Source organism: Corynebacterium uropygiale (assembly GCF_021568315.1).
In the GTDB taxonomy this organism is placed as follows: Bacteria; Actinomycetota; Actinomycetes; order Mycobacteriales; family Mycobacteriaceae; genus Corynebacterium; species Corynebacterium uropygiale.
Window position 1 is genome coordinate 297,366 of record NZ_JAKGSI010000003.1, and the last position, 24,854, is coordinate 322,219.

The following is a 24,854-nucleotide window of genomic DNA, read 5'->3' on the forward strand; positions in this document are numbered from 1 at the left end:
ATGCGCGTACTCGCGGCGATGAGCGGTGGCGTCGATTCCTCGGTGGCCGCTGCGCGGGCTCTCGAGGCAGGGCACGAGGTCGTGGGCGTCCACCTCGCGCTCTCGCGGGACCCGCAGGCCGTCAGGGAATCCTCGCGGGGGTGCTGCTCGCTGGAGGATTCCGCCGACGCGCGCCGGGTGTGCGACAAACTCGGCATCCCCTTCTACGTGTGGGATTTTTCCGACCGCTTCCGCGAGGACGTCATCGATGACTTCATCGAGTCCTATGCCCGCGGGGAGACCCCCAATCCCTGTCTGCGCTGCAATGAGCGCATCAAATTCGCCGCGCTCCTGGAGCGCGCCCTCGCCCTCGGCTTCGACGCCGTCGCGACCGGCCACTATGCCACCCTTGACGACGACGGCCACCTGCGCCGTTCCCCCGACGAGAACAAGGACCAATCCTATGTTCTGGGTGTGCTGAGCGAGCGGGAGCTCGCCCACTGCCTCTTCCCCGTGGGCGATACGCCCAAGCCCGAGATCCGGAAGGAGGCCGCCGCCCACGGCTTCTCCACGGCCTCCAAGCCGGATTCCTATGACATTTGCTTCATCCCCGACGGCAACACGCAGGCCTTCCTCGGGCGCACCATCGGCCTGCGCCCGGGGATGATCGTGGACCAGGAGGGTCACGAGCTGCGCACCCACGACGGCGCCTTCAACTACACGATCGGCCAGCGCAAGGGACTGGACATCAAGACGCCCGCTCCCGATGGCCGCCCGCGCTATGTCACCGACATCGATGCCCGGACCGGCACGGTGACCGTCGGCCCCCGGGAGGCCCTGGCCGTGACGGGGATCAGCGCGGATCGCCTCAAGTACCTCCACCCCCTCATGGACGGGGACATCGAGTGCCAGGTGCAGGTCCGCGCGCACGGCTCCGTGGTGGGCTGCACCGCGCACATCGACCGCGCCGCCGACCACATGGAGCTGGAGCTCCGGGAGCCGTTAAGCGGCGTCGCCCGCGGGCAGGCCGCCGTGCTCTACCTCCCCATGGACGATGGCCTGGGAGACATGGTCTTAGGCTCCGGCACCATCTGCGCCACCCGCGCCGCGGCGCCGGGGGAGGATCGCGATGGCTGAGGCCTGCGCCCCCGCCCAGCTCCGGGGCACGAACTGGCTGGACACCGCGGACATCATCGGCGGGGAGACGGGTGACACCCGCGTCCTCCCGCTCCTCCCGGAGCGGGGGATCATTGCCGACGCCGTCGCCCGCACGGTGAGCCTCCTCGACGGCCTCCACGCCGAGCGCGGCCCCCGCTCCTGGCGGCTGAGCCCGCGCCCCCAGCGGCTCACCTGGGCCGCCCGGGACCTGTGGGAACGCGACCTCGATGGGCTGGAAGAACTGTGGGGATCCTGCGGCGGCACCGTGACGATTCCCCTCCTCGGTCCGTGGAGCCTCGTCACCCGCGTCGAGCTGGCAGGCGGGCACCGCGCCCTCACGGATGGGGGAGTGCTCCGCGATCTCCCCGGGATGTATGCCCAGGCCTTCGCTGACCTCGCCCGCGCGGCGCACCGGCGATTCGGCGCCCGCTGCGCCATCCTCCTGCTGGAGCCCGAGCTTTCGGCCCTCCACGCGGGCACCGTGCCGGGGACCTCGGACTTCGACACGATCCCGGCCATCCCTGCCCCGCGCCTCACCCGCGTCCTCCACGAGCTCCTCGAGATTGTTCCCTCGGGAGAGAGCGCCCCGGAGATCACCCTGAGCTTCGGCATGCAGCAGGTCCTCTGGGATGTGGCCGAGGGCTGCGGGGCTCATCGTGTTGACCTCGCCCTTCGCACGGTGTGGGGATCGAGAGACCTCGACGGGCTGGGCTCCCTCCTCAGCCAGGGCACCTCGCTCAGCCTCGCCCTCGATGCGGCGGCTGGGGAGGAGCCCCAGGACAGCGCGCGCCGCCTTGCCCGACTCTGGCGAACCCTTGGCTTCGACCCCTCCTCACTCTCCGGTGACGTCCTCCTTCGGGGCCGGGATGACGCGGAGGTCTCCTCCTCCGCGGGGCTCGTTCCCCTCCTGCGTAGTCTCAGCGCTAGCGCGGAGATCCTCAGCAGGGACGCGGGCAACCTCCTCCTCTGAGCGCCAGGCGCGAGTGGCTTTTAACCCTTAACCCTGTACCGGCCAGGAGGTGGAGACGGTGGAGGCATCCTGCCCACGCTTCTCCCGCCATTCCCGGAACTCACTCTGAATCTCGTAGTACTTCACCGCCTGGAACTCCATGAGCTCCTCCATGCTGTAGGACTGGAGCTCCGGCCAGGTGCGCACCTGCTTCCAGGCGATGCGCGCGGCGGCGAGGGCGTCGGCAGAGGAGTTATGCGCATTGTCGAGGGTGATCCGGTAGTGCTCGCACAGGGCGCTGAGCGTGCGCTTCCCGCGGCGATATCGGTCCATCGCCCGGTCGATGAGCAGGGGGTCAAACACGAGGCCATCCACGGTGAAGGAGGGCTCAAGGGAGCGCAGCACCGTGAGGTCATAGGGGGCGTTAAAGACGATGAGCGCCATGTCCTGCCGCCAGGCATCGCGGATGCGCGCGATGGTGTCCGCCAGGACCTCCTCGTGGGGGCGGCCGTGCTGCTGGGCGTACTCGGTGGTGATGCCGTGGATGGCCGTCGCGGACTCAGGGATCTCCACGCCCGGGTCGGCGAGGAGCTCCGTGGTGTCGACGGACGAGCCGTCGATACGAAGCAGGGAGGAGGTCACGATACGGGTGGCGTGGGGGTTGGTGCCCGTCGTTTCCAGATCGAAGGAGAGCATCCGGGAGGCGTCAAAACTCTTCATGCGGCTCACTCTACTGAGTGGGTCGGACATGAGCGCCCGGATGGGTGGAGCTGCAGGCCACGGTCCGGCTCGGCCGGTCTCAACCGTTAGAATCAGCACCGTGAATTCTCCCCACGAACAGCAGAGCACGGACACTGATCTCCGCCGGCGCTGGAACGAGCTGGCCAGCGAGGTGCGCCACCACCGCGACCTCTACTACAACCAGCAGCCAGAGATCACCGATGCGGAGTTCGACGAGCTGTTTCGCGCCCTTCAGCGGCTCGAGGAGGAGCACCCCGAGCTTGACGTTCCGGAGAGCCCGACCGCCGAGGTGGGCGCCCCCGTCCCCGAGGGCTCGACGTTCGACAACGTCGAGCACCCCTCCGCGATGCTCAGCCTCGACAACGTCTTTGACGAATCGGAGCTGCGCGATTGGCTCGCCAAAGTTCCGGGGGAGCGCTATGTCACGGAGCTGAAGATCGATGGCCTGTCGATCAATCTCACCTACCGAGACGGCGTGCTCGTCCAGGCGGCCACCCGCGGCGATGGCCGCGTGGGTGAGGACATCACGGCCAATGCCAAGGTCATCGAGGACATCCCTCACGAGCTGCGCGACGTCGAGGGGATCCCAGTGCCCTCCCTCCTCGAGGTCCGCGGCGAGGTGTTCATCGCGGTGGAGGACTTCGCCGAGGTGAACGACGCCCGCCAGCGCTCCGGAGGCAAGCCCTTCGCGAACCCGCGCAACGCCGCGGCCGGCTCCCTGCGGCAGAAGGACACCGCGGCGGTGAAGGAGCGTCGCCTGCGCATGATCTGCCACGGCCTCGGCGCGAGCGAGGGTTTCTCCCCCGAACTCCAGGAGGACGTGTACCAGGCACTCGAGGCCTGGGGCTTGCCCGTCTCCCCGTACACGCAGGTGGTGGACAGTGCCGACGACGTCATCGAGCGCGTCCGCTACTGGGCGGATCACCGCCACGATGCGCTGCATGAGATGGATGGCCTGGTCATCAAGGTGGACTCGCGAGCCTCCCAGCGGCGTCTGGGCCACACAAGCCGCGCCCCGCGCTGGGCCATCGCCTACAAGTATCCACCGGAGGAGGTTCGTACCCGGCTCCTCGACATCCAGGTGGGCGTCGGGCGCACGGGACGCGTGACCCCCTTCGCGATCATGGCCCCCGTCCGCGTCGCCGGCTCCGAGGTGGAGCGCGCCACCTTGCACAACCAGACCGAGGTGAAGCGCAAAGGCGTGCTCATCGGGGATGAGGTCGTTATCCGCAAGGCCGGGGAGGTGATCCCGGAAGTCCTCGGGCCCGTCGTCGAGAAACGCACCGGCGAGGAGCGCCCCTTCATCTTCCCGACGCTCTGCCCCGCCTGCGGGACCCGCCTCGCCCCGCAGAAGGAGGGCGACGCCGACTGGCGCTGCCCCAACACCCGCTCCTGCCCGGCCCAGCTCTCGAGCCGGCTCGAGTCGCTGGCTAGCCGCGCGGTCTTCGACATCGAGGCGCTGGGGGAGAAGGGGGCGCTCGACCTCATCCGCCGCGGCATCCTCAGCGGGGAGTCGGAGCTCTTCAGCCTCCAGCTGGAGGACCTGGAGACCTCCGCCGTGTACACCACCGCCAAGGGCGCGGTGAACGCCGCGGGGAAGAAGCTCATCGAGCACCTCGAGCAGGCCAAGCACACCGACCTCTGGCGCGTCATTGTAGCCCTGTCTATCCGCCATGTGGGGCCGACGGCCGCCCGGGCCCTCGCCCAGCGCTACGGGTCCCTCCCCGCGATCCGGGAGGCGTCCGTCGAGGAGATGGCCACGATCGACGGCGTCGGCTCGGTCATCGCGGAGAGCGTTGCGGAGTGGTTCACGGTGGAATGGCACCGGGATATCGTCGACGCCTGGGCCGCGGCCGGCGTGACCATGGAGGAGGACCGCAGCGATGCGCCGGAGCAGGTGCTGGAGGGGCTCACCGTCGTGGTCACCGGCTCGCTGGAGGACTTCAGCCGGGAGAGCGCGAAGGAAGCCATCATCGCGCGCGGCGGGAAGGCCGCCGGGAGCGTGTCGAAGAAGACGGACTTTGTGGTGGTCGGAGCGAATGCGGGATCGAAAGAGACGAAGGCCCGGGACCTGGGCATTCCGATCCTCTCCGAGGCGCAGTTCCACGTCCTCCTCGCCAGCGGCGCCGAGGGACTCGAGGGCTCGGAGGAATCCCCGGAAGAGGGCTAGCTGAGGATCGCGCCGATGATGGTCCCGAGGTGACCGAGGTGCTCCACCTCGGTGGCAAGGAAGTCCGGCCCCCCGGTCCTGCCGATGACCAGAACCATCCCTGTCCCCTGGAGCGGGGCGGCGGCCAGCGCCGAATCGAGCAGCGCCCAGGACTGGGGGATCCACTCCTCCTGGTCGGGGCGCAGGATCCGCGCCTCGGTGATGTTGATCTGCTCCGGGTTGGAGCCGTCATCCTCCGGCGCTGCCTGGGAGGCCGCGATCCGCTTCACCGGCACATCGGAGCAGAGGACGATGGCCCAGCTCGCCGTCATGGATTTCGGCAACACGCGCACGAGCTCCGTCATCGCGGCCGGGAGGTTGCGGCGGTGCGCCGTGATCTCGTTGAGCATGCGGATCTGGCCGCGCCGGTCGATGGCGCCGGTGAAGGGGCGGATGGAGTCCACCTCCGCGCCCTCGACGGACTGGGCCGCGGTGATGAGGACGTCGGCCATGGACTCCTTGGGGAGGGTCACCACAATGTCGTCGACGACGGTGCCACGGGGGTCTTGTTCAACAATGTCGACTGATTGGATGTTGCCGTCGACGAGGCCGATCGCCTCGGCGAGGTGGCCGAGAGAGCCGGGGGCATCGGGCAGCTGGACGCGAAGCAAAAACGACATATGGGACACGGCAGTTTCCTTCATCGTGGGGCCTGCGGCCGAGGGGAGGTCCCTCCGAGCCGAGATCACGAGTTTTTCTGTTGACTGACGGGTATTGATGGTACCGGCTCCCCCATGTGATGCGTAGAGGGGGACTGCATGGGGGTGGCCTCGGTGAAGTAGGATGGCCCACTAGCGACCATAGACGTGAAGATGAGGAAGAAGGACTCGTGGCTGAGATTTCACGTGATGAGGTAGCCCACCTCGCCAAACTGTCCCGCCTGGCGCTCTCGGAAGAGGAGCTGGCCCAGTTTGCGGAGCAGATCGACGACATTATCGACAACGTCAAGGCCGTCCAGAAGGTCGATGTGGAGGGGGTCGAGCCGATGAGCCATCCCCACAACATCAAGACGACGATGCGCGAGGACGTCGTCGAGAAGACCCTGGGCGCGGAGCAGGCACTGGACCAGGCTCCGGAGGTCCAGGACCAGCGATTTGTTGTTCCGCGCATTCTCGGTGGGGAGGCTGAATAATCATGACTGAACAGAATTCCTATGTGGTAGAGCAGTCCGCCAACGAACTCACCCGGCTGAGCGCCGCCGAGCTGGCCCGGCGCATCCACGGTGGCGAGGTAAGCTCCCGCGAGGTCACCCAGGCCCACCTCGACCGCATCGCGGAGACCGACGAGACGCTCCACGCCTTCCTCCACGTGAGCGCGGACTCGGCGCTCGCGGCGGCCGATGCCGTCGACGAGGCCCTTGCTCGCGGCGAGGAGCCCGCCTCCCCGCTGGCTGGCGTCCCCCTCGCGCTCAAAGATGTGTTCACGACGACGGACGCGCCGACGACCGCCGCCTCCAAGATCCTCGAGGGCTACATGAGCCCCTACGACGCGACCGTGACGCGCAAGCTCCGCGAGGCGGGGATCCCGATCCTCGGCAAGACCAACCTCGACGAGTTCGCCATGGGCTCCTCCACGGAGAACTCCGCCTACGGCCCCACCCACAACCCTTATGACGTCGAGCGCACCGCCGGCGGCTCGGGCGGTGGCTCGGCGGCTGCGCTGGCGGCGGGCCAGGCCCCGCTGGCGATTGGCACCGATACCGGCGGATCGATCCGCCAGCCGGCCGCGCTGACGAACACCGTCGGCGTGAAGCCCACCTATGGCACGGTGTCCCGCTACGGGCTCATCGCGTGCGCCTCCTCCCTCGACCAGGGCGGCCCCTGCGCGCGCACGGTCCTCGACACCGCACTGCTCCACAGCGTGATCGCTGGCCACGACCGCTTCGATGCCACGAGCGTCGATGAGTCGGTGGCCCCGATCGCGCCGGTCGTCGACGCCGCCAAGGAGGGCGCGCGCGGGGACCTCTCCGGCGTGACCGTGGGCGTTGTCCGCCAGTTCGACCGCGAGGGCTACCAGCCCGGCGTGCTGAACTCCTTCCACTCGGCGGTCTCCCAGCTCAAGGAGCAGGGGGCCGAGGTCGTGGAGGTCGATTGCCCCCACTTCGACGACGCCCTCGCCGCCTACTACCTCATCCTCCCCTGTGAGGTCTCCTCCAACCTCGCCCGCTTCGACGGCATGCGCTATGGCCGCCGCGTGGGCGATGACGGCCGCCACGACGCCGAGCAGGTCATGTCCCTCTCCCGCGCGGAGGGCTTTGGCCCCGAGGTGAAGCGCCGCATCATCCTGGGAACCTATGCGCTCTCGGTGGGCTACTACGACGCCTACTACATCCAAGCCCAGCGCGTGCGCACCCTCATCGCTCAGGACTTCGCGAAGGCCTTCGAGAAGGTTGACGTTCTGGTCTCCCCGACGACGCCGACCACCGCCTTCAAGCTGGGGGAGAAGGTCTCGGACCCGCTGTCCATGTACACCTTCGACCTCTGCACCCTGCCGCTGAACCTCGCGGGCCTCTGCGGCATGTCGGTGCCCGCCGGCTTTGCCGAGGACAGCGGCCTGCCTACGGGCCTCCAGATCATGGCTCCGGCCTTCCAGGATGACCGCCTCTACCGCGTCGGCGCGGCCTTCGAAGCGGGGCGCTCCTAGTCCCAGCGGCTACCCCGCCCCTAGCCTCCTCCCGAAAAGGTGGGTTATGCTTACCTCATCTTTCCGATGTGAGGAGGCTCTCTTTGATGTCTAAGCCGGCACGCCGACCCCGCCGCGCACACGAGGCCCGTATTGTGGCCACCAGCCAGGTCTCGCCCACGATGGTCCGTCTCACGGTGCAGAGCGATGCTCTCATCGGGGCGGACCTTCCGCACACTGACCACTACGTCAAGCTTCTCTTCGTCCCCGAGGGGGCGGACTACGCATGGCCCTTCTCCATGGAGGGCATCCGCTCCTCGCAGCCGCGGGAGTTCTGGCCGATCACCCGCACGTACACCCTGCGGCGGGTGAACACCACGAGCGGTGTTGCCGACATTGACTTCGTCGTGCACGGGGAAGAGGGCATCGCCGGCCCCTGGGCCGCCCGCGCCGAAGTGGGGGAGACCTTCGGCTTCCTCGGGCCCGGCGGCGCCTGGCACCCGGAAGAAGGCTATGAGGCGTGCGTCCTCGCGGGGGACGACGCCGCGGCCCCGGCCATTGCCCACGCCCTGGAGAAACTCCCGGAGGGGATGAAGGCCCTCGCCCTCATCGAGGTGGAGGATGAGGACTCGCAGTTCGAGCTCCCCGAGGGGCCAGGCATCGAGGTCCGCTGGATCCATCGGCGCGGGGCCACCCACGGCACCCCGCTCAGCGCGGCTCTCGCGGAGCTTCCCGAGACGAAGGAACGCACCTCCTGGTTCGTGCACGGGGTGGCGGAAATGATCCGGGAGGTGCGTCGAGTCCTCTTCATCGAGAGGGAGATCGCCCGGGAGGACGTCTCCATCTCGGGCTATTGGCGCCTGGCGATGACCGAGGATCAGTGGCAATCCTCCAAGCGGGCCTTCAACGAGGAGAACGAAGCCGAGGAGGAGCGGCTGCGCGGGCTATCGTCGATCTGAGAGCGCCCAGGCCGCGCCGGCGGAGGCGGCCGTGACGGTGAGGACCGCCGGCCAGGCGCCGATCTTCTTCGCCAGGGGGTGGGAGAGCCCAAAGCCCGCGAGGTAGATGCTCTCCAAGAGGGCGGTGGTGGGGCCGTCCGTCTTCGCCCACCATGAGCGGCCCGCCCACGCTGCGGCCGCGGCGAGGACGACGCCGCCCAGCGGGCGAATCCCGGTCTCCCGGGCGGTGAGCCACCCGCCGATGAGCCCCGTCGACACGACGGCGGCGGTGTTGACATTCTGGGGTTTCTTGAGATCACAGGAAGACATGCTTTTATGCTTACTCTCTAGATCGCCCGGCTGCCAGCACCTGCTGCACCCAGCCCATCCACGATGACAGGAAAAGGAAGCACGATGGTCTCATCCCCCACGGAAGAGAAAATTCAGATTCCCGAGAGCCAGGCGTGGCGGGCGTTGGCGGCGCTGTGCGTGGGTTTCTTCATGATCCTGCTCGATCAGACGATCGTGGCGGTGGCCACCCCGAATATTGAGACCGAGCTCGGGGCGTCGATTAACCAGGTCTTTTGGATCACCTCCATCTACTTACTCTGCATCGTCGTGCCGCTGCTGTTCACGGGGAGGCTCGGCGATCGCTATGGGCAGCGCAACATGTACCGCCTGGGGATGGCGCTCTTTGTGCTGTCGTCGGCGGCGTGCGGTCTGTCGCGCTCGGTGGAGATGCTCATCGCCGCGCGGGCGGTGCAGGGCCTCGGCGCGGCCATCCTCATCCCGCAGACAATGAGCGTCATCAACCGGATCTTCGCGCCCTCGCGCCGGGGCGCCGCGCTGGGGGTTTGGGGCGCCGTGGGCGGGCTGGCCGGGGTGGTCTCCCCGGTGCTGGGCGGGGTGCTCGTGGGCGGCCCCGGCTGGGAGTGGATCTTCTTCATCAACGTCCCGCTCGGCGTGGTCTCCCTTGTCCTGGTGAGCCTGTGGGTGCCGCCGCTGCCGCGGCACGCCCGGTCGATCGATGAACTAAGCGTCCTCGTCTCCCTCGTGGCGATGTCCCTCATCGTCTTCGCCATTCTCAACGGCCCGCAGCTGGGGTGGAGCGCGCTGCTTATCGGCTGCATCGTCGTCGGCGTGGCGGGGATGGCGTGGTTTGTCCGACTCCAGGGCACCGCCGCCCGTCGCGGGAAGGATGCGCTGGTCCCCCTCGTCATTTTCCGCAATCACAACTTCTCTATCGCGAGTTTTTCGATCTCGACGATGGGCTTCTGCGTGGCGGCCATGATGCTGCCCATCATGTTTCACCTACAGGACGGGCTGGGCTACAGCCCGGAGCACGCCGGAGTCATGATGCTGCCCATGGCCGCGGTGACGATCATCGGCTCGCCCATCGTTGGCCGGCTCGCGGATCGCCTCCACCCGCGCACGCTCTCGACGGTGGGCTTCGGCCTCACCGCCTTCTCCCTCGGGTGGTTGGGCCTCACGATCATCTGGAGCTTGCCGCTCGGATGGTTCTTCGCGGGGCTGGTTCTGCTCGGCTGCGGGACGTCGTGCGTGTGGTCGCCGAACTCGACGGCCGCCATGCGCACGATGAGCCAGCGCTACATGGGCGCGGCCTCGGGGGTGTACAACACGACGCGGCAGACCGGCTCCGTCGTGGGATCCGCTGCGGTGGGCGCGGCCATGCAGATGGCCCTGGCGCAGGGGCACGATGTCTCCGCGGCGGCGGGGCGCGCGCTGCTGCTGCCGGCGGCCGCTCTAGCCTGTGGGTTTATAGCCGTATGTTTCTTTAAATCCGAGGAAATCTCCCGATAATCGGGCAGAAACGGGCAGATTCCCGCATGGTTGATTAAACTAGGGATCATGCGAATTGCGACTCTCACCTCCGGCGGCGACTGCCCCGGCCTGAACGCGGTCATCCGCGGAATTGTTCGGACCTGCAGCGCGGAGTTCAACTCCACGGTCGTCGGCTACCAAGATGGTTGGGTCGGCCTCATGGAGGACAAGCGAATCCAACTGTATGACGACGAAGACATCGACCGGATTCTCCTGCGCGGCGGCACCATTCTGGGCACCGGCCGCCTCCACCCGGACCGCTTCAAGGCGGGACTCGATCAGATTCGGGCCAACCTGGAGGACGCCGGCGTCGACGCCCTCATCCCCATCGGCGGCGAGGGCACGCTCAAGGGCGCGAAGTGGCTCTCCGATAACGGCATCCCGGTGGTCGGCGTGCCGAAGACCATCGACAACGACGTCAACGGCACGGACTTTACCTTCGGCTTTGATACGGCCGTGTCGGTGGCCACCGACGCCATCGACCGCCTCCACACCACTGCGGAGTCCCACAACCGCGTCATGATCGTCGAGGTCATGGGCCGCCACGTGGGATGGATCGCGCTCCACGCCGGCATGGCGGGCGGCGCCCACTACACAGTGATCCCCGAGGAGCCCTTCGACATCGCGGAGATCTGCAAGGCGATGGAGCGTCGCTTCCAGATGGGCGAGAAGTACGGCATCATCTGCGTCGCCGAGGGCGCCCTGCCCAAGGAGGGGACGATGGAAACCCGCGAGGGGGAGATCGACCAGTTCGGGCACAAGACCTTCACGGGCATCGGCCAGCAGATCGCCGACGAGATCCACAATCGCCTCGGCCACGACGTCCGCACGACGGTGCTCGGCCACATCCAGCGCGGCGGTACCCCGACGGCCTTCGACCGCGTCCTCGCGACGCGTTACGGCGTCCACGCGGCGCGGGCCTGCCACTCGGGCGACTTCGGCAAGTGCGTCGCCCTCCATGGCGAGCACATTGAGCTCATCGATCTCAACGAGGCTGTCGGCACGCTGAAGTCCGTGCCTCACGCCCGTTACGTCACCGCGAAGGCGATGTTCGGTTAGACGCTCCCCGCCGGAGTTTCTACCGAGCATCTCTCGGGTATCTCCTCAGGCCCGTGAAACCTCTTCCATTCTGTGGGACTACAATGTCACTCCATGGAACGCGCATCGGAGGCCGCAGGCCGTGAATCTGGATACCTCGCTACCCTAGGGTTCCCCGTGCTTGTCATCATCGGGGGACTCCTGGGGTTCTTCTTTTCTGAGCCCGTGAGCGCCCTGGGCTCGTGGGTGAACATCCTCCTGGGCATCGTCATGTTCGGGATGGGCCTCACCCTCAAGCCGGGGGACTTCGCCTATGTGGCCCAGCGCCCGCTGCCCGTCCTCATCGGCGTCATCGCGCAGTATGTGCTCATGCCGGTGGCGGCGCTCATCGTCGTGTGGTGCCTGCACCTGCCGGCGGAGATCGCGGCGGGCGTCATCCTCGTCGGCTGCGCACCGGGCGGGACGAGCTCCAACGTCGTGAGCTACCTGGCCCGCGGCGACGTCGCCCTCTCGGTCACCATGACCGCCATCTCCACCCTCCTCGCCCCGCTGCTCACACCGCTGCTCACCCTGTGGCTGGCGGGGCAGTACATGCCGCTCGACGCCGCCGGCATGGCGCTGTCGGTCGTGGAGGTCGTCCTCGTCCCGGTGGTGGCGGGGCTCGTCGTGCGGCTCCTTCTTCCGCGTGTGGTGACGAAGGTCCTGCCGGCCCTGCCGTGGATCTCGGTGACCGCGATTGCGCTCATCGTCGCGGCGGTCGTCGCCGGCTCGCGCGCCTCGATCCTCACAGCCGGGCTCATCGTGGCGGTGGCCGTCGTCATCCACAACGCGCTGGGCTACCTGCTGGGATTCCTGGCGGGGCGCCTCAGCGGCCAGCCGGTCCCGGTGCGCCGGACGATGGCCGTCGAGGTCGGCATGCAAAACTCCGGGCTGGCGGCCGGGCTGGCCGCGCAGTATATGTCCCCGCTCTCCGCGCTGCCGGGCGCCCTCTTCTCTGTGTGGCATAACCTCTCCGGCGCGATCCTCGCGGCGCTGTGCCAGCGGATCGACGCCCGCCGCGCCGCCCGCTAAAGACGCCCCCGCCTCAGTCCCGGGGTGCGTCGCCGCGAAGCTCCACCTCGCCGCGGAGAATGATCCGCGCGCTGCGGGCAAGCGCCACCCAGCGCAGGCGCTCGCCCTCGAGGTGAGCGCTCACGGTGGCCTCGCCCTTCGGATGCTCGATGCGCGTCTCCTCGGCGGGAGGGAGATCGATCACCGGCGCGCCGAGGGTGCGCGCCGCTCCCAGAGCGAGGAGCCCCGTCCCGGGCAGTGCATGGTGAATGATGCCCACAGAGGTCATCCGCGCGCGCAGCCCCGCACCGTCCTCGAGGGGCTCGACGATCGCCACCCGCGGAATCACCGCCGAATTCTCCACGCCCATGTCCCGCCCGGCGGCCTGACGCAGAGCCTCGAGGCGCTCGAGGAGCGCGGAATCCGCATTGAGCTCCGCGGGGCTGAGCCGAACATCGACCCCGATGTCGGCAGCCCGCACGATCGCCACGGGATTGGCCACGTCGATGAGCGTTGTCATAAGTCCCTCGATCTCGGTGGTGCGGAACGGGACGTCGTCGAGAAGGAAGCGCAGGTCAACGCGGGCTGCGGAGCCGGGCACGCCGTCGAGAACAAAATCACCGCTGGTGGGGAAGCGGCCGCCGTCGAGGGGGTGGTGGAGCTCGAGGGGCATGCCGGTGTTGGCGTTGTAGACGGGGAGGGTGGCCTCGGTGGCGGTGTCGGGGAAGGAGCAGAGCCCCTCGGCGAGGGCATAGGCCGAGATCGCGGCGGAGATGTTGCCGCATTGGCCGCGCCAGTCGACGCGCGGCTCGGCGGGGGAGACCTGCGCGAAGAAGCTGATGAGGTGCTCAGCCGGCAGCTCGGCGGGGATGCGGAGGCCGCGCTCGCGGGCCTCGGCGGCGGTGCCCACGAACATGACCTTCGAGTTGGAGGAGACGCCGCCGCCCAGCCCGTCGATGGCCACGGGGTCGGGGGAGCCGATGAGGCGGAGGCAGAGCTCGTCGCGCATGTGCGGATCCTCGGGGAGGTCGCGCAGACGACAGAAGACCGCGCGGGAGGTCCCGCCACGGATGATGGCAACGGGGAGCCGGGAGGGCAGCGTGGAGTTCATGACCCCAGGGTAGACGGAGAGCGAAAGGAAGTAGACTAACCGACATGACTGCAGCGATGTACGACTTGATGGATTATGACGAGCTCCTGCGCACCTATGAACCTGTCATGGGCCTGGAGGTTCACGTCGAGCTCGCCACCGAGACCAAGATGTTTTCCGCCAGCTCCGCGCACTTCGGCGCTGAGCCCAACGAGAATGTGGACCCGGTGTCCCTCGGGCTCCCGGGGGCGCTGCCCGTCGTCAACGCGAAGGGCGTCGAGTGGGCCATCAAGATCGGCCTCGCCCTCAACTGCGAGATCGCAGAGTTCTCCCGCTTCGCCCGGAAGAACTACTTCTACCCCGATCAGCCGAAGAATTACCAGATTTCCCAGTACGACGAGCCCATCGCCTCGAATGGCTACCTCGACGTCCTTCTCGACGACGGCACCACCTGGCGCGTCGAGATCGAGCGCGCCCACATGGAGGAGGACACCGGGAAGCTCACCCACATTGGTGGGGCGACGGGCCGCATCAGCGGGGCCACGAGCTCGCTGGTGGACTGCAACCGCGCGGGCATCCCGCTCATCGAGATCGTGACGAAGCCGATCGTCGGCGCGGGGGAGCGCGCGCCCGAGGTGGCCCGGGCGTACGTGAGCGCGCTGCGGGACCTCGTGAAGTCGCTCGGAGTCTCGGACGCCCGCATGGACCAGGGCTCCATGCGCGTCGACGCCAACCTGTCCCTGCGTCCGGTGGGCACGGAGACCTTCGGAACCCGCACGGAGACGAAGAACATCAACTCGCTGAAGTCCGTGGAGCAGGCCGTGCGCTTTGAGATGCAGCGCCAGGCCGCCTGCCTCGAGCGCGGCGAGGCCATCCGCCAGGAGACCCGCCACTACCAGGAGGCCGACGGCACCACCTCCCAGGGCCGCCCGAAGGAGACCGCCGAGGACTACCGCTACTTCAATGACCCGGACCTTCCCCCGGTGATCGCCCCGAAGGAGTGGGTGGAGGAGATCCGCGCCAGCCTGCCCGAGCTGCCGTGGATCCGCCGCGCCCGCATCCAGGAAGAGTGGAAGCTCTCCGATGAGGAGATGCGCGACCTCGTCAACGCGGGCGCGCTGGACCTCATCATCGCCACCACCGAGGAAGGCGCCAGCCCCGACGAGGCCCGCGCCTGGTGGGTCTCCTACCTGGCCGGAAAAGCGAACCAGGAGGGCGTGGAGCTCGAGCAGCTGGCGATCACCCCCTCCCAGGTGGCCCGGGTTATCGCCCTGGTCAAGGAGGGTCGCTTGACTACCAAGCTTGGCCGCCAGGCCGTGGACGGCGTCCTCGCGGGCGAGGGCGACGTGGAGGAGGTTATCGCGGCGCGTGGCCTGGAGGTCGTCCGCGATGACTCCGCGATCGAGAAGGCCGTCGACGACGCGCTGGCTGCCAACCCGGACATCGTCGAGAAATATCGTGCCGGGAATAAGAAGGTGACGGGCGCGATCGTCGGTGCTGTGATGAAAGCCACAAAGGGGAAGGCGGATCCGAAGACAGTTAACCAGCTCATCGCTAAGAAACTGGCGGATTAGTCACCCCATAAAAGTGTGAAGAGAACGCCCCATACGGGGCCTGAGCGGCGAAATAATTCGCCGCTTTTCTCATTCTTCGCTAAGGTACGTGGATGGTCTGTGGGTTTCGGGGGCACCCACAGTGTGAGGCAGCGCCGCGCAGGGACGTGCGGCCCGCCCTGATTTCTGTGACACAAATATCAAGGAGCATCCTCAGAGTGAAAAGAACAATATCGATTGCCTTGGCCTTCGTGGGCCTGCTCGTGGGAGCTGGATTCGCTACAGGTCAGGAGGTGATCCAGTACTTCATTTCCTTCGGCCTGGACGGTATCTGGGGCGCGGTGTTGGCCGGTATTGTCTTCTCTCTGGCCGGCGCGGTCATCCTCCAGCTGGGAAGTTATTACCTGGCAAACGAGCACAACCTCGTCTTTAAGAACATGTCTTTCCAGTGGCTGTCCTGGGTGCTCGACGCGATGGTCACCATCACCCTCTTCGCCATTGGCTTCGTCATGCTCGCGGGCGCGGGCTCCAACCTCAGCCAGCAGTTTGGGTGGCCGACGTGGGTCGGCTCGGGCCTCATGCTCATCCTCGTGATTATCACGGGCTTCTTCGACGTCGACCGCGTGAGCAGCATTATTTCCCTCGTGACCCCGCTCATCATCATCGCCGTGCTCGTGGGCTTCATTTACACGATGTTCCACCTGCCCTCCGATATCTCCCAGCTGGATTCCATGGCTCGGGACACGGAGTCCCCGGTCCGCCCGTGGTGGCTCTCGGCGCTCAATTACAACGGCCTGGCCCTCCTCCTGGGCGTCTCGATGTGCCTGGTCATCGGCGGTAACCATGCGGACACGGTGGCGGCCGGCCGCGGCGGCCTGGCCGGTGGTGTGCTCTACACGATCATGATGCTCATGGCCGCCGTGACGATCTTCTTCACCTTCGACAAGGTCGGCGGCGCCCAGGTCCCCATGCTGAAGATCATGGAGAATATCCACCCCTGGCTGGCCTACGTCATGGTGTGGATCATCTTCGCGATGATCTACAACACGTGCATCGGGATGTTCTATGCGCTGGGTAAGCGCCTCACGGCGAAGCGACCCGAGCGCTTCACCCCGGTCTTTATCGTGGTCTGCGTGCTCGGCTACGCGGTGAGCTTCGTTGGCTTCACCGAGCTCATGGGCTCGGTCTACCCGGCGCTCGGCTACGCGGGCATGTTCATGGTGCTCGTCATCATCATCTTCTGGGCGCGCTCCCGCGTCGAGATCAGCAAGGAGTCCCGCCTGCGCTCCAAGATCCGCAAGCTTGTGCGCCGTCGCGAGGATCCCTCCAAGCGCTTCACCTCCAAGCAGGCCCGCCTCCTGGAGCACGCGCTGGCGGAGTCCCAGGCGGAGGACGAGCAGATCGAGGAGACCATCATCGAGGAGGTCCGTGAGGAGCTTCACCTTGACCCCGAAGAAACCGACGACGCTGGGAAGACGGAGAAGCCTACGGCGGACTCTTAAGCCCGAGGCCCTCGACACGATGGATACGGCGTAGCACACTGGGGGCATGACATACACGCCGAATGACAATCGTTACGAGGACATGACGTACCGGACCGTGGGCCATTCGGGCCTCAAGCTGCCGGCCCTCTCCCTGGGCCTGTGGCACAATTTCGGCGATGATCGCCCGCTGGAGACCCAGCGCTCGATCATCCGTCGAGCCTTCGATCGGGGGATCACGCACTTCGACCTCGCGAACAACTACGGGCCTCCGGCCGGGAGCGCGGAGCTCAACTTCGGCCGGATCCTCCGCGAGGACTTCGCCCGCCACCGCGATGAGATGATTATCTCCAGCAAGGCGGGCTGGTACATGTGGGACGGCCCCTACGGATTCGGCGGCTCCCGCAAGTACCTCATGAGCTCCCTGGACCAGTCGCTCGAGAGGCTCGGCGTGGACTACGTGGACATCTTCTACCACCACCGTCCGGACCCGGACACGCCGCTGGAGGAGACCCTCTACGCGCTGCGGGACATCGTGGCCTCCGGGAAGGCCCTCTACGTGGGGATTTCCTCCTACGGTCCGGAGCTTACGGCCGAGGCGGCGGAGTTCATGGCCGAGGAAGGCTGCCCGCTGCTCATCCATCAGCCGAGCTACTCCATCGTCAACCGCTGGGTGGAGGAGCCGGGGGAGGATGATGAGAACCTCCTCGAGGCCGCCGCGAACAACGGCCTGGGCGTCATCGCCTTCTCGCCGCTCGCGCAGGGCCTTCTCACCGATCGTTATCTCGACGGCGTCCCGGCGGACTCCCGCGCGGCGGCCGGAAAGTCGCTGAGCAAGGGGATGCTCTCGGAGGAGAACCTCGCGATGGTGCGTCGTCTCAATGACATCGCGGCCGAGCGCGGCCAGAGCCTCGCCCAGATGGCGATCTCCTGGGTGCTGCGCGAGCAGGGCGACTACGGCGAGCAGACCGTCACGAGCGCCCTCATCGGGGCCTCGAGCACCCAACAGCTCGACGAGAACATCGCGGCCCTGGAGAACCTCGAGTTCAGCGATGCCGAGCGCCAGGCCATCGATGAGGCCGCCTCCGACGCCGGCATCAACATTTGGGCCGACGCCACCAAGTCCCGCATCCACGGGGACTAGTTCCGAAGGTGCCGCAGGTCGGCACACACGGCGAAAGGGCCCTGGTCTCCAGAGGGAAGCCAGGGCCCTTCGTTGCGCGCTAGGACTGGAGCCCTAACCGAGGAGAAGCCGAATGGCGATGAAGCAGAGCATCGCGGCGATCACCCAGTTGAGGACGCTCCACACTCGAGGGCTGGAGAGCGGCTCGGCCAGCGCGCGGGCCCCGTAGCCGATGAGCGGGAACCACACGGCGCTGGCCAGCAGCGCACCGCCCGCGAAGAACCAGCGCCCGGGGTCGCCGTGCTGGTTGGCGACGCCGCCGACCATGACGATCGTGTCGATGTAGGCGCCCGGGTTGAGCCACGTCAGCGCAAGGGCGGTGAGCGCCGGGGCGACCCAGGCGGGACGGCGCAGTCGGACGCGTTCCCGGGTGGCCACGCTGCCGCCGCCGGAGTTCTGCGCCGGGAGGACGTGGGTTTCGCCGTCGTCGAGCCCCTCAGCGAGGATGTGCTCGCGGGGGACCTCAGGCTCGTTTTCTTCGGTGACGCTGAGCCGGTGGGGGTGGAGGGCGTCGCGGGCTGCGGAGAAGGCGAACCAGAGGAGGTAGATGGCACCGAGGATCCGCAGGACCAACAGTGCGTGGGGCGCGAGGGTGGAGATATGACCGATGCTCACGACGCCGATGGTGTACAGCACCACATCGGAGAGGAAACAGATTGCCAGAACGAGGGTGACGTACTCCTGCCGAATCCCCTGTTTGATGATGAGGATATTCTGCGGACCCACCGCGACAATGAGTGAAATTCCAAGCATAAATCCAGACAACACGAGGCCCATGGCTCCTAGTGTGCTGCGAAGGGAACCTGAAGTCCAATTGAAGTTTCTACATATGGTTTAATTGAGCTTCATGAACCCTGTGCACCTCCAGACTCTCCTCACCATCATCGATGAAGGCAGCTTCGATCATGCCGCGGCGGTCCTCGGGATCTCCGCTTCTGCCGTGAGCCAGCGCATCAAAGCCTTGGAAAATGACACGGGTCGGGTGCTCCTCCACCGCAGCACCCCGGTGACGGCCACGGCGGCAGGCGAGGTCCTCGTGCAGGGGGCTCGACGCATGGCCGTGCTCCAAGCGGAGGTGGAGGCGCAGCTGAGGGACCGCCTCGACGAGGTCGCCCTGGCGGTGGCCATCAACGCCGATAGCCTGGCTACCTGGTTCCGCGAGGTGCTGGGGGAGGTCGCCTCCTGGAATTCGGCGGCCCTCCACCTGCGCATCGCGGACGAGGCGCACACGAAGGCCCTCCTGCGCCGCGGCGATGTCCTCGGCGCCGTCACACCCGCAGCGCGGAGCCCGTCACGGGCTGCCACTGCTACCCCCTGGGGGTCATGCGCTACCGCGCGGTGGCCACCCCGGCTTTGCGCGATAGCTACCGCCTCGACAACGGGGATCTCGACTGGGCGCACATGCCGGTTCTTCGCTACGGGCCCAAGGACACCCTCCAGGATGATGATCTCACCGGGCGTCTCGCCCCGGGAGTGCGCCGCCGTCGCCGCGTCTCCCGGATCCCCTCCTCGGAGGCCTTTCTCGAAGCCACACGGCGGGGGCTCGGCTGGGCGCTCCTCTCGGAGCAGCAGGTGGGCGGACTCCTCGAGGAGGGCGAGCTCTGCGTCCTCGATGACAAGGTGGAGGAGGTGCCGCTCTACTGGCAGCGCTGGCGGCTGGAATCGCTCCTCCTCGAGCAGCTCACCACGGCCGTGTGCGCCGCCGCACGGGTCCTCCCGCGGGAGCCGGAGAACTCGCGGACCTAAGGGGAGCGGGCGGGTTTAGCTGTCGATGCCGTGATGGCTCGCCTCCGCGATGGCGATGGCCACCGCGAGATCCTCCCAGGACATCCCCGTCGTCTTCACGATGTTCGGCCTGTCCTCTGCGCGCGCGACCTCACCGCGGACGAGGTCCTCGAGGGAGTGGAGGTGCCCCTCCGGGAGGGCCTTGTCCTCGTGGGCCATGACGACGTCCCCGGCCTCCCGCCAGGCCGTCTTCTCATCCTCGACGACGACGAGCGAGCGCCGCACGAGGCTGCCGGGGAGCTCCCGGCGGTCCGGGGAGTGGGAGCCCATCGCGATGACGCAGGCCCCGTCCTTCACGACATCTTCGATGACGGGATCCCCGGCGGAGGTGCAACAGCAGATGATGTCCGCCGCCTCGGTCGCGGCATGCAGCTCCTCGGGGCCGATGGCCGTGGCCGCATAGCCCTCCTCGCGAAGGCGCTGGGCCGCCTCCTCGGCGCTGTCCTGGCTGAGCGAGCTCAGCCGGATCTCGGAGAGCGGTCGGATGGCTGCGAGCGCGTGGACATGGCCCACCGCCTGGGGGCCCGCCCCAACGATGAGGAGGCGGGAGGCATCGGGGGCGGCGAGGACGTCGGCCGCCAGCGCGGAGACGGCCGGCGTGCGCAGGTTCGTCACGGACTCGCCTTCAAGAATGAGGCGGGGGGAGAGCGTCTCGGTGTCGCAGAGGTGGTAGAGCGCCTGGATGCGGGGGAGACCTTTCTCCTGGTTATCGGGGGCGACGCTCAGCACCTTCACCCCGGTGTACGTCGCCGTGCTCGACGGCATGAGCAGCAGCTCTCCCGTGCCGGCGGGGACGGAGATGCGGGCGGGGTCATCGGCCGGGTGGAAGCCGTCGAGAATGACCTTCTTGAGAGCCTCGCGAGCCTGCGCGGGGCTGATGAGGGCGTAGATCTCCTCGTCGGTGAGGTACGGGACGGGCATGGAAGCCTCCTGGGATCGTTCGGGCGAGTGATCCCTCCCATTATTAACAACAAAAGGGTCCGGCTCGCCGGTCTATGGTCCCAAATCTTCCACTTCCCATCCCTTAGGCTGAGAAGTTATGAGTGATGCATCGAATTCCCGACCGGACAGGGCGATCGATGGTTTCGACGACGATGTGCCCACCTACACCCCGAAGCCGAAGAAAGAAACCCCTGAACAGACCATGTACGAGCGCACGGGCCGGGTGGCGCCGCAGGTGATCCAGCCGCGCCGCGACCCGGAGCCCACGGTCTCTTTCGAGGCTCCCACGGACGCGCCGCGCGAGGATGCCGACTCCGCGAGCGTCGAGCCCGAGCCCACCACCGCGCTCCCGCGAATGGGGGCAGAGGAGGAGCCGGCGGAGACACCGCGCGAGGATGCCGTCGCGGCGACCGCCACTACGAGCGCGAGCGTCGAGCCCGAACCCACCACGGCCCTTCCCCGGGAGGAGGAGGCCCCGGACGCCCCGGCCCCCCTGGACCTCGACTCCCTCCCCGCGGAGAACTACACAGAGGAGCCCGTCGCCCTCCGCGAGGAGAGCGATGACACCGAGGCAATCCCGGAGTACCGCCGCGGAACGACGGACCTGGGGCTTCTGATTCTCCGCCTGCTCCTCGCCCTGTGGCTCATCATGGACTCCGTCCACGCCTTCTTCGGCATAGGCGGCGGTGGCATCGGCTCGCTGCAGGAGACGTTTGGGGCGTATGCCCTGCCGCGCTTCCTGGCCATCGCGGTGCCGGGGCTGGAGATTACGGCCGGCGTCTTCCTGCTCTTTGGCCTGGTGACCCCGCTCTTCGCCGCGCTGTCCACTGTGGCAGCGGCCTTCAACGCCGTCCACGTTTACGCGCAGTCCGACGTCGGCCTCAACCCCTTCACCTGGGAGGCGCCGCTCGTGCTCGCCGTGATGATCGCGGGGATGTCCATCGCGCTGCAGTTCACGGGGCCGGGGCTCTATTCCCTCGACGGCAGCCGCTCCTGGGCGCGCCGTCCGCTGGCGTCCTCCTGGCTCTTCGTGGTGCTGGCCGTCATTGGGGCGGCGGCACTGTGGTGGTTCGGGGCGGCCACCAACCCCTTCAACTAGCAGCGCCCCGTACGGGGTGCCGCTCGGCAGGGGATGCGGCGGGATCCTCGTCGTGCTCGATCCGGTGTTCGGGCTGGGCGTAGTGCTCGGGCTGGCCGCGGAGAAGCCAGAACAGAGAGGCGATCCACGCGAGGCCGAGCCAGACGAAGTCCGAAACAAGCACGGTGGGGAACCAGCCGAGGGCGACGGCGTCGATGCCGTCGCCAAACCACCACTTCGGGGGATTGGTCAGCACGCAGAGCAGCCACACGACGGTGACCACCGCGAGGGGGATGTGATGAGAGCGGTGGCGCACGATGTGGTGCGCGGATACCGGCAGGATGAGGGTGAGCCACACCCAGTGGTGCGACCAGCTGATCGGGGAGATGAGAAGCATCACCACGGCGTTGACCTGCCACGCATCGGTGTTCCAGCCGCGGTGGATGAGCTTGTGCATGAGGATAGCCCCGGCCGCGATCGTCAAGATCACCAGCACAATCCAGATGATGTTGAGCACCAGGTTGCCGCTATCCGACTCCAGCACCGCCTTGCTGGGGAACCAGCGCATGACCATGGCCTTGAGAGAGCTGTTGGAGGTGTAGCTGGGGTCGACGCCCACGTCGCCGCTCGCGCCCATCCCGAAGAGCACCTCGATGTACTCGCGGGTGACGCTGAAGCGCAGCACCGTCGCGAGGAGGGTTGCGATGGCCCCGGAGCACACCGCGGTGACAATCGGCTTCCACTCCTTCCTCAACAGGAAGTAGAGGAGCATGGCCAGCGGGGAGATCTTGATCGCCGCGGCCACACCGATGAGCCAGCCCTGGGGGAGCCAGCGACGGCGCGGTACGAGGTCAAGCACCACGAGGCCCATGATGATGACGTTGATCTGCCCGAAGGAATCGTTGAGCCAGACCGGTTCCATGAGGAGCCCGAGCGTCCAGAACGCGCCGCCCAGGGCCAGCTGCGTCGAGAGCCGGTGGTGCGGGGTAATTGCCCGCGCCGCGAAGTAGCAGCAGAAGGCAAGGATGATTGAGGAGACCACCGCGATGACGTTGCCGGCGGCGTCAGCACCCATCCCGAAGAGCAGCAGTGGAGTGAGGAAGAGCGCGCCGAAGGGCGGATAGATGAAGGGAAGATGGAGGTTCCCCACGTGCATGAGCTGCGTGTACAGCGGGGTGCCGTGGAGGAAGGCGCGGGCGCCCTCCTGGTACACGGCGGCGTCGACGGGGAAGTCAGAGATCCTGGTGTGCCGGTAGGTCAATGACATTCCCACGAGGAAACAAAGTACTCCCAGGAGGCGAATCATGCGCTCCTGGGAGTTGATGGTGTCGGGGTCCTGGCTGATCACGTGCCTTACATTAGACCATGCCCTCGACCTGCCGCACAGCGCCCTTGTCCGCGCTCGTCGCCATGGCTGCGTAGGCGCGGAGGGCCCGCGTCACGGTGCGCTCGCGGCCGACGGGGGTCCACGGCGCCTCCCGGCGGTTCATCTCCTCCCGACGGCGGGCGAGCTCCTCCTCGGGAACGTTGAGCTGGAGCAGGCGGCGGTGGACGTCGATGGTGATGAGATCACCATTCTCGATGAGGCCGATGGCCCCACCGTGGGCAGCCTCCGGGGAAATGTGGCCCACCGAGATACCGGAGGAACCGCCGGAGAAGCGGCCATCGGTGATGAGCGCGCAGGAGCGGCCCAGCCCGGCCCCCTTGAGGAAGGCGGTGGGGTGGAGCATCTCCTGCATACCCGGCCCGCCCGAGGGGCCCTCATAGCGGACCACCAGTACCTCGCCGGGCTGGATCTCCTTGTTGAGAATGCAGGCGACAGCCTGCTCCTGGCTCTCGACGACGCGGGCCGGCCCCTCGAAGTGCCAGAGCTCCTCGTCGATGCCGGCGGACTTGATGACGGCGCCGTCTTCGGCGAGATTGCCGCGGAGAACGACAAGTCCGCCATCTGCGGTGTAGGCGTGCTCGACGTCGTGGATGCAGCCCGAGACCGCGTCGGTGTCCGGCGAATCCCAGCGGTTCGACTGAGAGAAGGCCTCGGTGGTGCGCACCCCACCCGGGGCCGCGGAGAAGAGCTCGACGGCCTCCTCGGAGGGGGAGCCGCCGCGGATGTCCCAGGCCTGGAGCCAGCTCTTGAGGTCGGAGGAGTGGACAGTGTGGACGTTCTCGTTGAGCTTCCCGGCGCGGTGGAGCTCCCCGAGGATGGCCGGGATGCCGCCGGCTCGGTGGACGTCCTCCATGTGGTAGGCGGAGTTGGGGGACACCTTAGCCAGGCAGGGCACGCGGGTGGAGAGCTCATCGATGTCGGCGAGCGTGAAGTCCACCCCGCCCTCCTGCGCGGCCGCGAGGATGTGGAGGACGGTATTCGTCGAGCCACCCATGGCCATGTCCAGCGACATGGCGTTTTCAAAGGCCTCCTTGGTGGCGATCTGCCGGGGGAGGACGGACTCATCGCCCTGGCCGTAGTAGCGCTCGCAGAGGGCCACGACGGTGCGGCCGGCTTCTTCGAAGAGGGCGCGGCGCGCGGTGTGGGTGGCCAGCGTCGAGCCGTTGCCCGGGAGGGAGAGGCCGAGCGCCTCGGTGAGGCAGTTCATGGAGTTGGCCGTGAACATGCCGGAGCAGGAGCCGCAGGTCGGGCAGGCGGAGTTCTCGATGGTCCGCAGGTCAGTGTCGGAGACTGCGTCGTTGGCGGAGGCGGAGATCGTCGTGATGAGGTCGGTGGGCGCGTGGGCCACGCCGTCCACCACCACGGCCTTGCCGGCCTCCATCGGGCCGCCGGAGACGAAGACCGCCGGGATGTTGAGCCGCATCGCAGCGTTGAGCATGCCGGGGGTGATCTTGTCGCAGTTGGAGATGCACACCATGGCGTCCGCGGTGTGGGCGTTGACCATGTATTCCACGGAGTCGGAGATGATCTCGCGGCTGGGCAGGGAGTAGAGCATGCCCCCGTGACCCATGGCGATGCCGTCGTCGACGGCGATGGTGTTGAACTCCTTGGGCACGCCGCCGGCCTCGCGCACGGCCTGGGCGACGATCTCGCCGACGTTCTTCAAGTGGACGTGCCCGGGCACGAACTGGGTGTACGAGTTCACGATCGCCACGATGGGCTTGCCGAAATCGTCTTCTTCGGTGCCGGTGGCGCGCCAGAGGGCGCGGGCGCCGGCGGCATTACGTCCCTGGGTGGTGACGGCTGAGCGGAGGGGGATCATGGGCGAG

21 protein-coding genes and 1 pseudogene are annotated in these 24,854 nt (G+C 67.4%); 14 read left to right on the forward strand and 8 right to left on the reverse strand.

The window, feature by feature from the left end:
- The gene (mnmA, locus tag L1O03_RS07285; protein ID WP_236118961.1) at positions 1-1,116 is read left to right on the forward strand and encodes a tRNA 2-thiouridine(34) synthase MnmA; all 1,116 of its coding nucleotides are present in this window, start codon (positions 1-3) and stop codon (positions 1,114-1,116) included.
- Positions 1,109-2,107, forward strand: coding sequence for a uroporphyrinogen decarboxylase/cobalamine-independent methonine synthase family protein (locus L1O03_RS07290; protein ID WP_236118963.1), 999 nt, complete (start codon positions 1,109-1,111; stop codon positions 2,105-2,107). The genes mnmA and L1O03_RS07290 overlap by 8 nt, the downstream gene beginning before the upstream one ends.
- Positions 2,108-2,134: 27 nt before the next feature.
- Here the strand turns inward: L1O03_RS07290 and L1O03_RS07295 are convergent, their stop codons facing one another.
- Positions 2,135-2,836 carry a 3'-5' exonuclease gene (locus tag L1O03_RS07295; protein WP_236118965.1) on the reverse strand — a complete coding sequence of 234 codons (702 nt, stop codon included), beginning with the start codon at positions 2,834-2,836 and terminating at the stop codon, positions 2,135-2,137.
- A 10-nt stretch (positions 2,837-2,846) separates the two neighbouring features.
- Here L1O03_RS07295 and ligA point away from each other — a divergent pair, with 10 nt between their 5' ends.
- Entirely contained in the window at positions 2,847-4,997 is a 2,151-nt protein-coding gene (gene ligA / locus L1O03_RS07300) for an NAD-dependent DNA ligase LigA (protein WP_420830314.1), read from the forward strand.
- On the opposite strand, the gene L1O03_RS07305 is transcribed toward ligA, so the two are convergent.
- Entirely contained in the window at positions 4,994-5,656 is a 663-nt protein-coding gene (locus L1O03_RS07305) for an ACT domain-containing protein (protein ID WP_236119208.1), read from the reverse strand. The genes ligA and L1O03_RS07305 overlap by 4 nt on opposite strands.
- A 209-nt stretch (positions 5,657-5,865) precedes the next feature.
- Between L1O03_RS07305 and gatC the strand changes: the two genes are divergently transcribed.
- The 3 genes from gatC (at position 5,866) to L1O03_RS07320 (ending at position 8,617) form a co-directional block, all read left to right on the forward strand.
- Positions 5,866-6,168: an Asp-tRNA(Asn)/Glu-tRNA(Gln) amidotransferase subunit GatC gene (gene gatC, locus L1O03_RS07310; protein ID WP_236118971.1), complete on the forward strand. Its 303-nt coding sequence runs from the start codon at positions 5,866-5,868 to the stop codon at positions 6,166-6,168.
- Between the two features lie 2 nt (positions 6,169-6,170).
- A complete protein-coding gene (gene gatA / locus L1O03_RS07315; protein ID WP_236118981.1) occupies positions 6,171-7,679 on the forward strand; it encodes an Asp-tRNA(Asn)/Glu-tRNA(Gln) amidotransferase subunit GatA in 1,509 nt (502 codons plus the stop codon).
- Between the two features lie 86 nt (positions 7,680-7,765).
- Positions 7,766-8,617, forward strand: coding sequence for a siderophore-interacting protein (locus L1O03_RS07320; protein WP_236118982.1), 852 nt, complete (start codon positions 7,766-7,768; stop codon positions 8,615-8,617).
- Here the strand turns inward: L1O03_RS07320 and L1O03_RS07325 are convergent.
- Complete coding sequence (locus tag L1O03_RS07325) at positions 8,603-8,926, reverse strand: hypothetical protein (RefSeq protein WP_236118984.1); 324 nt, start codon at positions 8,924-8,926, stop codon at positions 8,603-8,605. The genes L1O03_RS07320 and L1O03_RS07325 overlap by 15 nt on opposite strands.
- Positions 8,927-9,010: 84 nt before the next feature.
- Here L1O03_RS07325 and L1O03_RS07330 point away from each other — a divergent pair, with 84 nt between their 5' ends.
- From L1O03_RS07330 to L1O03_RS07340, 3 genes are all read left to right on the forward strand, one after another.
- Positions 9,011-10,417, forward strand: a complete 1,407-nt coding sequence (locus L1O03_RS07330) for a DHA2 family efflux MFS transporter permease subunit (RefSeq protein WP_236118996.1) — start codon at positions 9,011-9,013, stop codon at positions 10,415-10,417.
- A gap of 48 nt (positions 10,418-10,465) precedes the next feature.
- Complete coding sequence (locus L1O03_RS07335; RefSeq protein ID WP_236118998.1) at positions 10,466-11,497, forward strand: 6-phosphofructokinase; 1,032 nt, start codon at positions 10,466-10,468, stop codon at positions 11,495-11,497.
- Positions 11,498-11,590: 93 nt separating this feature from the next.
- Positions 11,591-12,547 carry a bile acid:sodium symporter family protein gene (locus tag L1O03_RS07340; RefSeq protein WP_236119000.1) on the forward strand — a complete coding sequence of 319 codons (957 nt, stop codon included), beginning with the start codon at positions 11,591-11,593 and terminating at the stop codon, positions 12,545-12,547.
- 13 nt (positions 12,548-12,560) lie between these two features.
- On the opposite strand, the gene L1O03_RS07345 is transcribed toward L1O03_RS07340, so the two are convergent.
- Complete coding sequence (locus tag L1O03_RS07345; protein ID WP_236119002.1) at positions 12,561-13,637, reverse strand: PrpF domain-containing protein; 1,077 nt, start codon at positions 13,635-13,637, stop codon at positions 12,561-12,563.
- 44 nt (positions 13,638-13,681) lie between these two features.
- On the opposite strand from L1O03_RS07345, the gene gatB reads away from it, so the two are divergent.
- The 3 genes from gatB (at position 13,682) to mgrA (ending at position 17,794) form a co-directional block, all read left to right on the forward strand.
- Positions 13,682-15,190: an Asp-tRNA(Asn)/Glu-tRNA(Gln) amidotransferase subunit GatB gene (gene gatB / locus L1O03_RS07350; RefSeq protein WP_236119009.1), complete on the forward strand. Its 1,509-nt coding sequence runs from the start codon at positions 13,682-13,684 to the stop codon at positions 15,188-15,190.
- 197 nt (positions 15,191-15,387) lie between these two features.
- Positions 15,388-16,671, forward strand: a complete 1,284-nt coding sequence (locus tag L1O03_RS07355) for a YkvI family membrane protein (protein ID WP_236119011.1) — start codon at positions 15,388-15,390, stop codon at positions 16,669-16,671.
- Positions 16,672-16,717: 46 nt separating this feature from the next.
- Positions 16,718-17,794: an L-glyceraldehyde 3-phosphate reductase gene (gene mgrA / locus L1O03_RS07360; RefSeq protein ID WP_236119013.1), complete on the forward strand. Its 1,077-nt coding sequence runs from the start codon at positions 16,718-16,720 to the stop codon at positions 17,792-17,794.
- Positions 17,795-17,887: 93 nt separating this feature from the next.
- On the opposite strand, the gene L1O03_RS07365 is transcribed toward mgrA, so the two are convergent.
- On the reverse strand, positions 17,888-18,586 hold the full coding sequence (locus L1O03_RS07365; protein ID WP_236119015.1) for a LysE/ArgO family amino acid transporter: 699 nt from the start codon (positions 18,584-18,586) through the stop codon (positions 17,888-17,890).
- A gap of 94 nt (positions 18,587-18,680) precedes the next feature.
- Between L1O03_RS07365 and L1O03_RS07370 the strand changes: the two are divergent.
- Positions 18,681-19,579: pseudogene (locus L1O03_RS07370) on the forward strand (LysR family transcriptional regulator ArgP).
- Positions 19,580-19,594: 15 nt separating this feature from the next.
- Here L1O03_RS07370 and L1O03_RS07375 read toward each other — a convergent pair.
- Positions 19,595-20,539 carry an ornithine cyclodeaminase family protein gene (locus L1O03_RS07375; RefSeq protein WP_236119017.1) on the reverse strand — a complete coding sequence of 315 codons (945 nt, stop codon included), beginning with the start codon at positions 20,537-20,539 and terminating at the stop codon, positions 19,595-19,597.
- A 118-nt stretch (positions 20,540-20,657) separates the two neighbouring features.
- Between L1O03_RS07375 and L1O03_RS07380 the strand changes: the two genes are divergently transcribed.
- Positions 20,658-21,659 (forward strand): DoxX family protein, encoded by a 1,002-nt coding sequence (locus L1O03_RS07380; RefSeq protein WP_236119026.1) that lies wholly within the window; start codon positions 20,658-20,660, stop codon positions 21,657-21,659.
- Here L1O03_RS07380 and L1O03_RS07385 read toward each other — a convergent pair.
- Positions 21,652-22,986 (reverse strand): glycosyltransferase family 87 protein, encoded by a 1,335-nt coding sequence (locus tag L1O03_RS07385; protein ID WP_236119028.1) that lies wholly within the window; start codon positions 22,984-22,986, stop codon positions 21,652-21,654. The genes L1O03_RS07380 and L1O03_RS07385 overlap by 8 nt on opposite strands.
- Before the next feature lie 10 nt (positions 22,987-22,996).
- Positions 22,997-24,847, reverse strand: a complete 1,851-nt coding sequence (ilvD, locus tag L1O03_RS07390; protein WP_236119030.1) for a dihydroxy-acid dehydratase — start codon at positions 24,845-24,847, stop codon at positions 22,997-22,999.
- Positions 24,848-24,854 lie beyond the last annotated feature (7 nt).

Excerpts from the sequence above, each read along its gene's own strand:
- L1O03_RS07330 (WP_236118996.1), top strand. The coding sequence starts at position 9,011 with ATGGTCTCATCCCCCACGGAAGAGAAAATTCAGATTCCCGAGAGCCAG.
- gatB (WP_236119009.1), top strand. The coding sequence starts at position 13,682 with ATGACTGCAGCGATGTACGACTTGATGGATTATGACGAGCTCCTGCGC.
- L1O03_RS07335 (WP_236118998.1), top strand. The coding sequence starts at position 10,466 with ATGCGAATTGCGACTCTCACCTCCGGCGGCGACTGCCCCGGCCTGAAC.
- L1O03_RS07345 (WP_236119002.1), bottom strand. The coding sequence starts at position 13,637 with ATGAACTCCACGCTGCCCTCCCGGCTCCCCGTTGCCATCATCCGTGGC.
- mgrA (WP_236119013.1), top strand. The coding sequence starts at position 16,718 with ATGACATACACGCCGAATGACAATCGTTACGAGGACATGACGTACCGG.
- L1O03_RS07365 (WP_236119015.1), bottom strand. The coding sequence starts at position 18,586 with ATGCTTGGAATTTCACTCATTGTCGCGGTGGGTCCGCAGAATATCCTC.
- ligA (WP_420830314.1), top strand. The coding sequence starts at position 2,847 with ATGGGTGGAGCTGCAGGCCACGGTCCGGCTCGGCCGGTCTCAACCGTT.
- L1O03_RS07380 (WP_236119026.1), top strand. The coding sequence starts at position 20,658 with ATGAGTGATGCATCGAATTCCCGACCGGACAGGGCGATCGATGGTTTC.
- L1O03_RS07290 (WP_236118963.1), top strand. The coding sequence starts at position 1,109 with ATGGCTGAGGCCTGCGCCCCCGCCCAGCTCCGGGGCACGAACTGGCTG.
- L1O03_RS07375 (WP_236119017.1), bottom strand. The coding sequence starts at position 20,539 with ATGCCCGTCCCGTACCTCACCGACGAGGAGATCTACGCCCTCATCAGC.
- mnmA (WP_236118961.1), top strand. The coding sequence starts at position 1 with ATGCGCGTACTCGCGGCGATGAGCGGTGGCGTCGATTCCTCGGTGGCC.
- L1O03_RS07320 (WP_236118982.1), top strand. The coding sequence starts at position 7,766 with ATGTCTAAGCCGGCACGCCGACCCCGCCGCGCACACGAGGCCCGTATT.
- L1O03_RS07340 (WP_236119000.1), top strand. The coding sequence starts at position 11,591 with ATGGAACGCGCATCGGAGGCCGCAGGCCGTGAATCTGGATACCTCGCT.
- L1O03_RS07305 (WP_236119208.1), bottom strand. The coding sequence starts at position 5,656 with ATGTCGTTTTTGCTTCGCGTCCAGCTGCCCGATGCCCCCGGCTCTCTC.
- ilvD (WP_236119030.1), bottom strand. The coding sequence starts at position 24,847 with ATGATCCCCCTCCGCTCAGCCGTCACCACCCAGGGACGTAATGCCGCC.
- L1O03_RS07295 (WP_236118965.1), bottom strand. The coding sequence starts at position 2,836 with ATGTCCGACCCACTCAGTAGAGTGAGCCGCATGAAGAGTTTTGACGCC.
- gatA (WP_236118981.1), top strand. The coding sequence starts at position 6,171 with ATGACTGAACAGAATTCCTATGTGGTAGAGCAGTCCGCCAACGAACTC.
- L1O03_RS07325 (WP_236118984.1), bottom strand. The coding sequence starts at position 8,926 with ATGTCTTCCTGTGATCTCAAGAAACCCCAGAATGTCAACACCGCCGCC.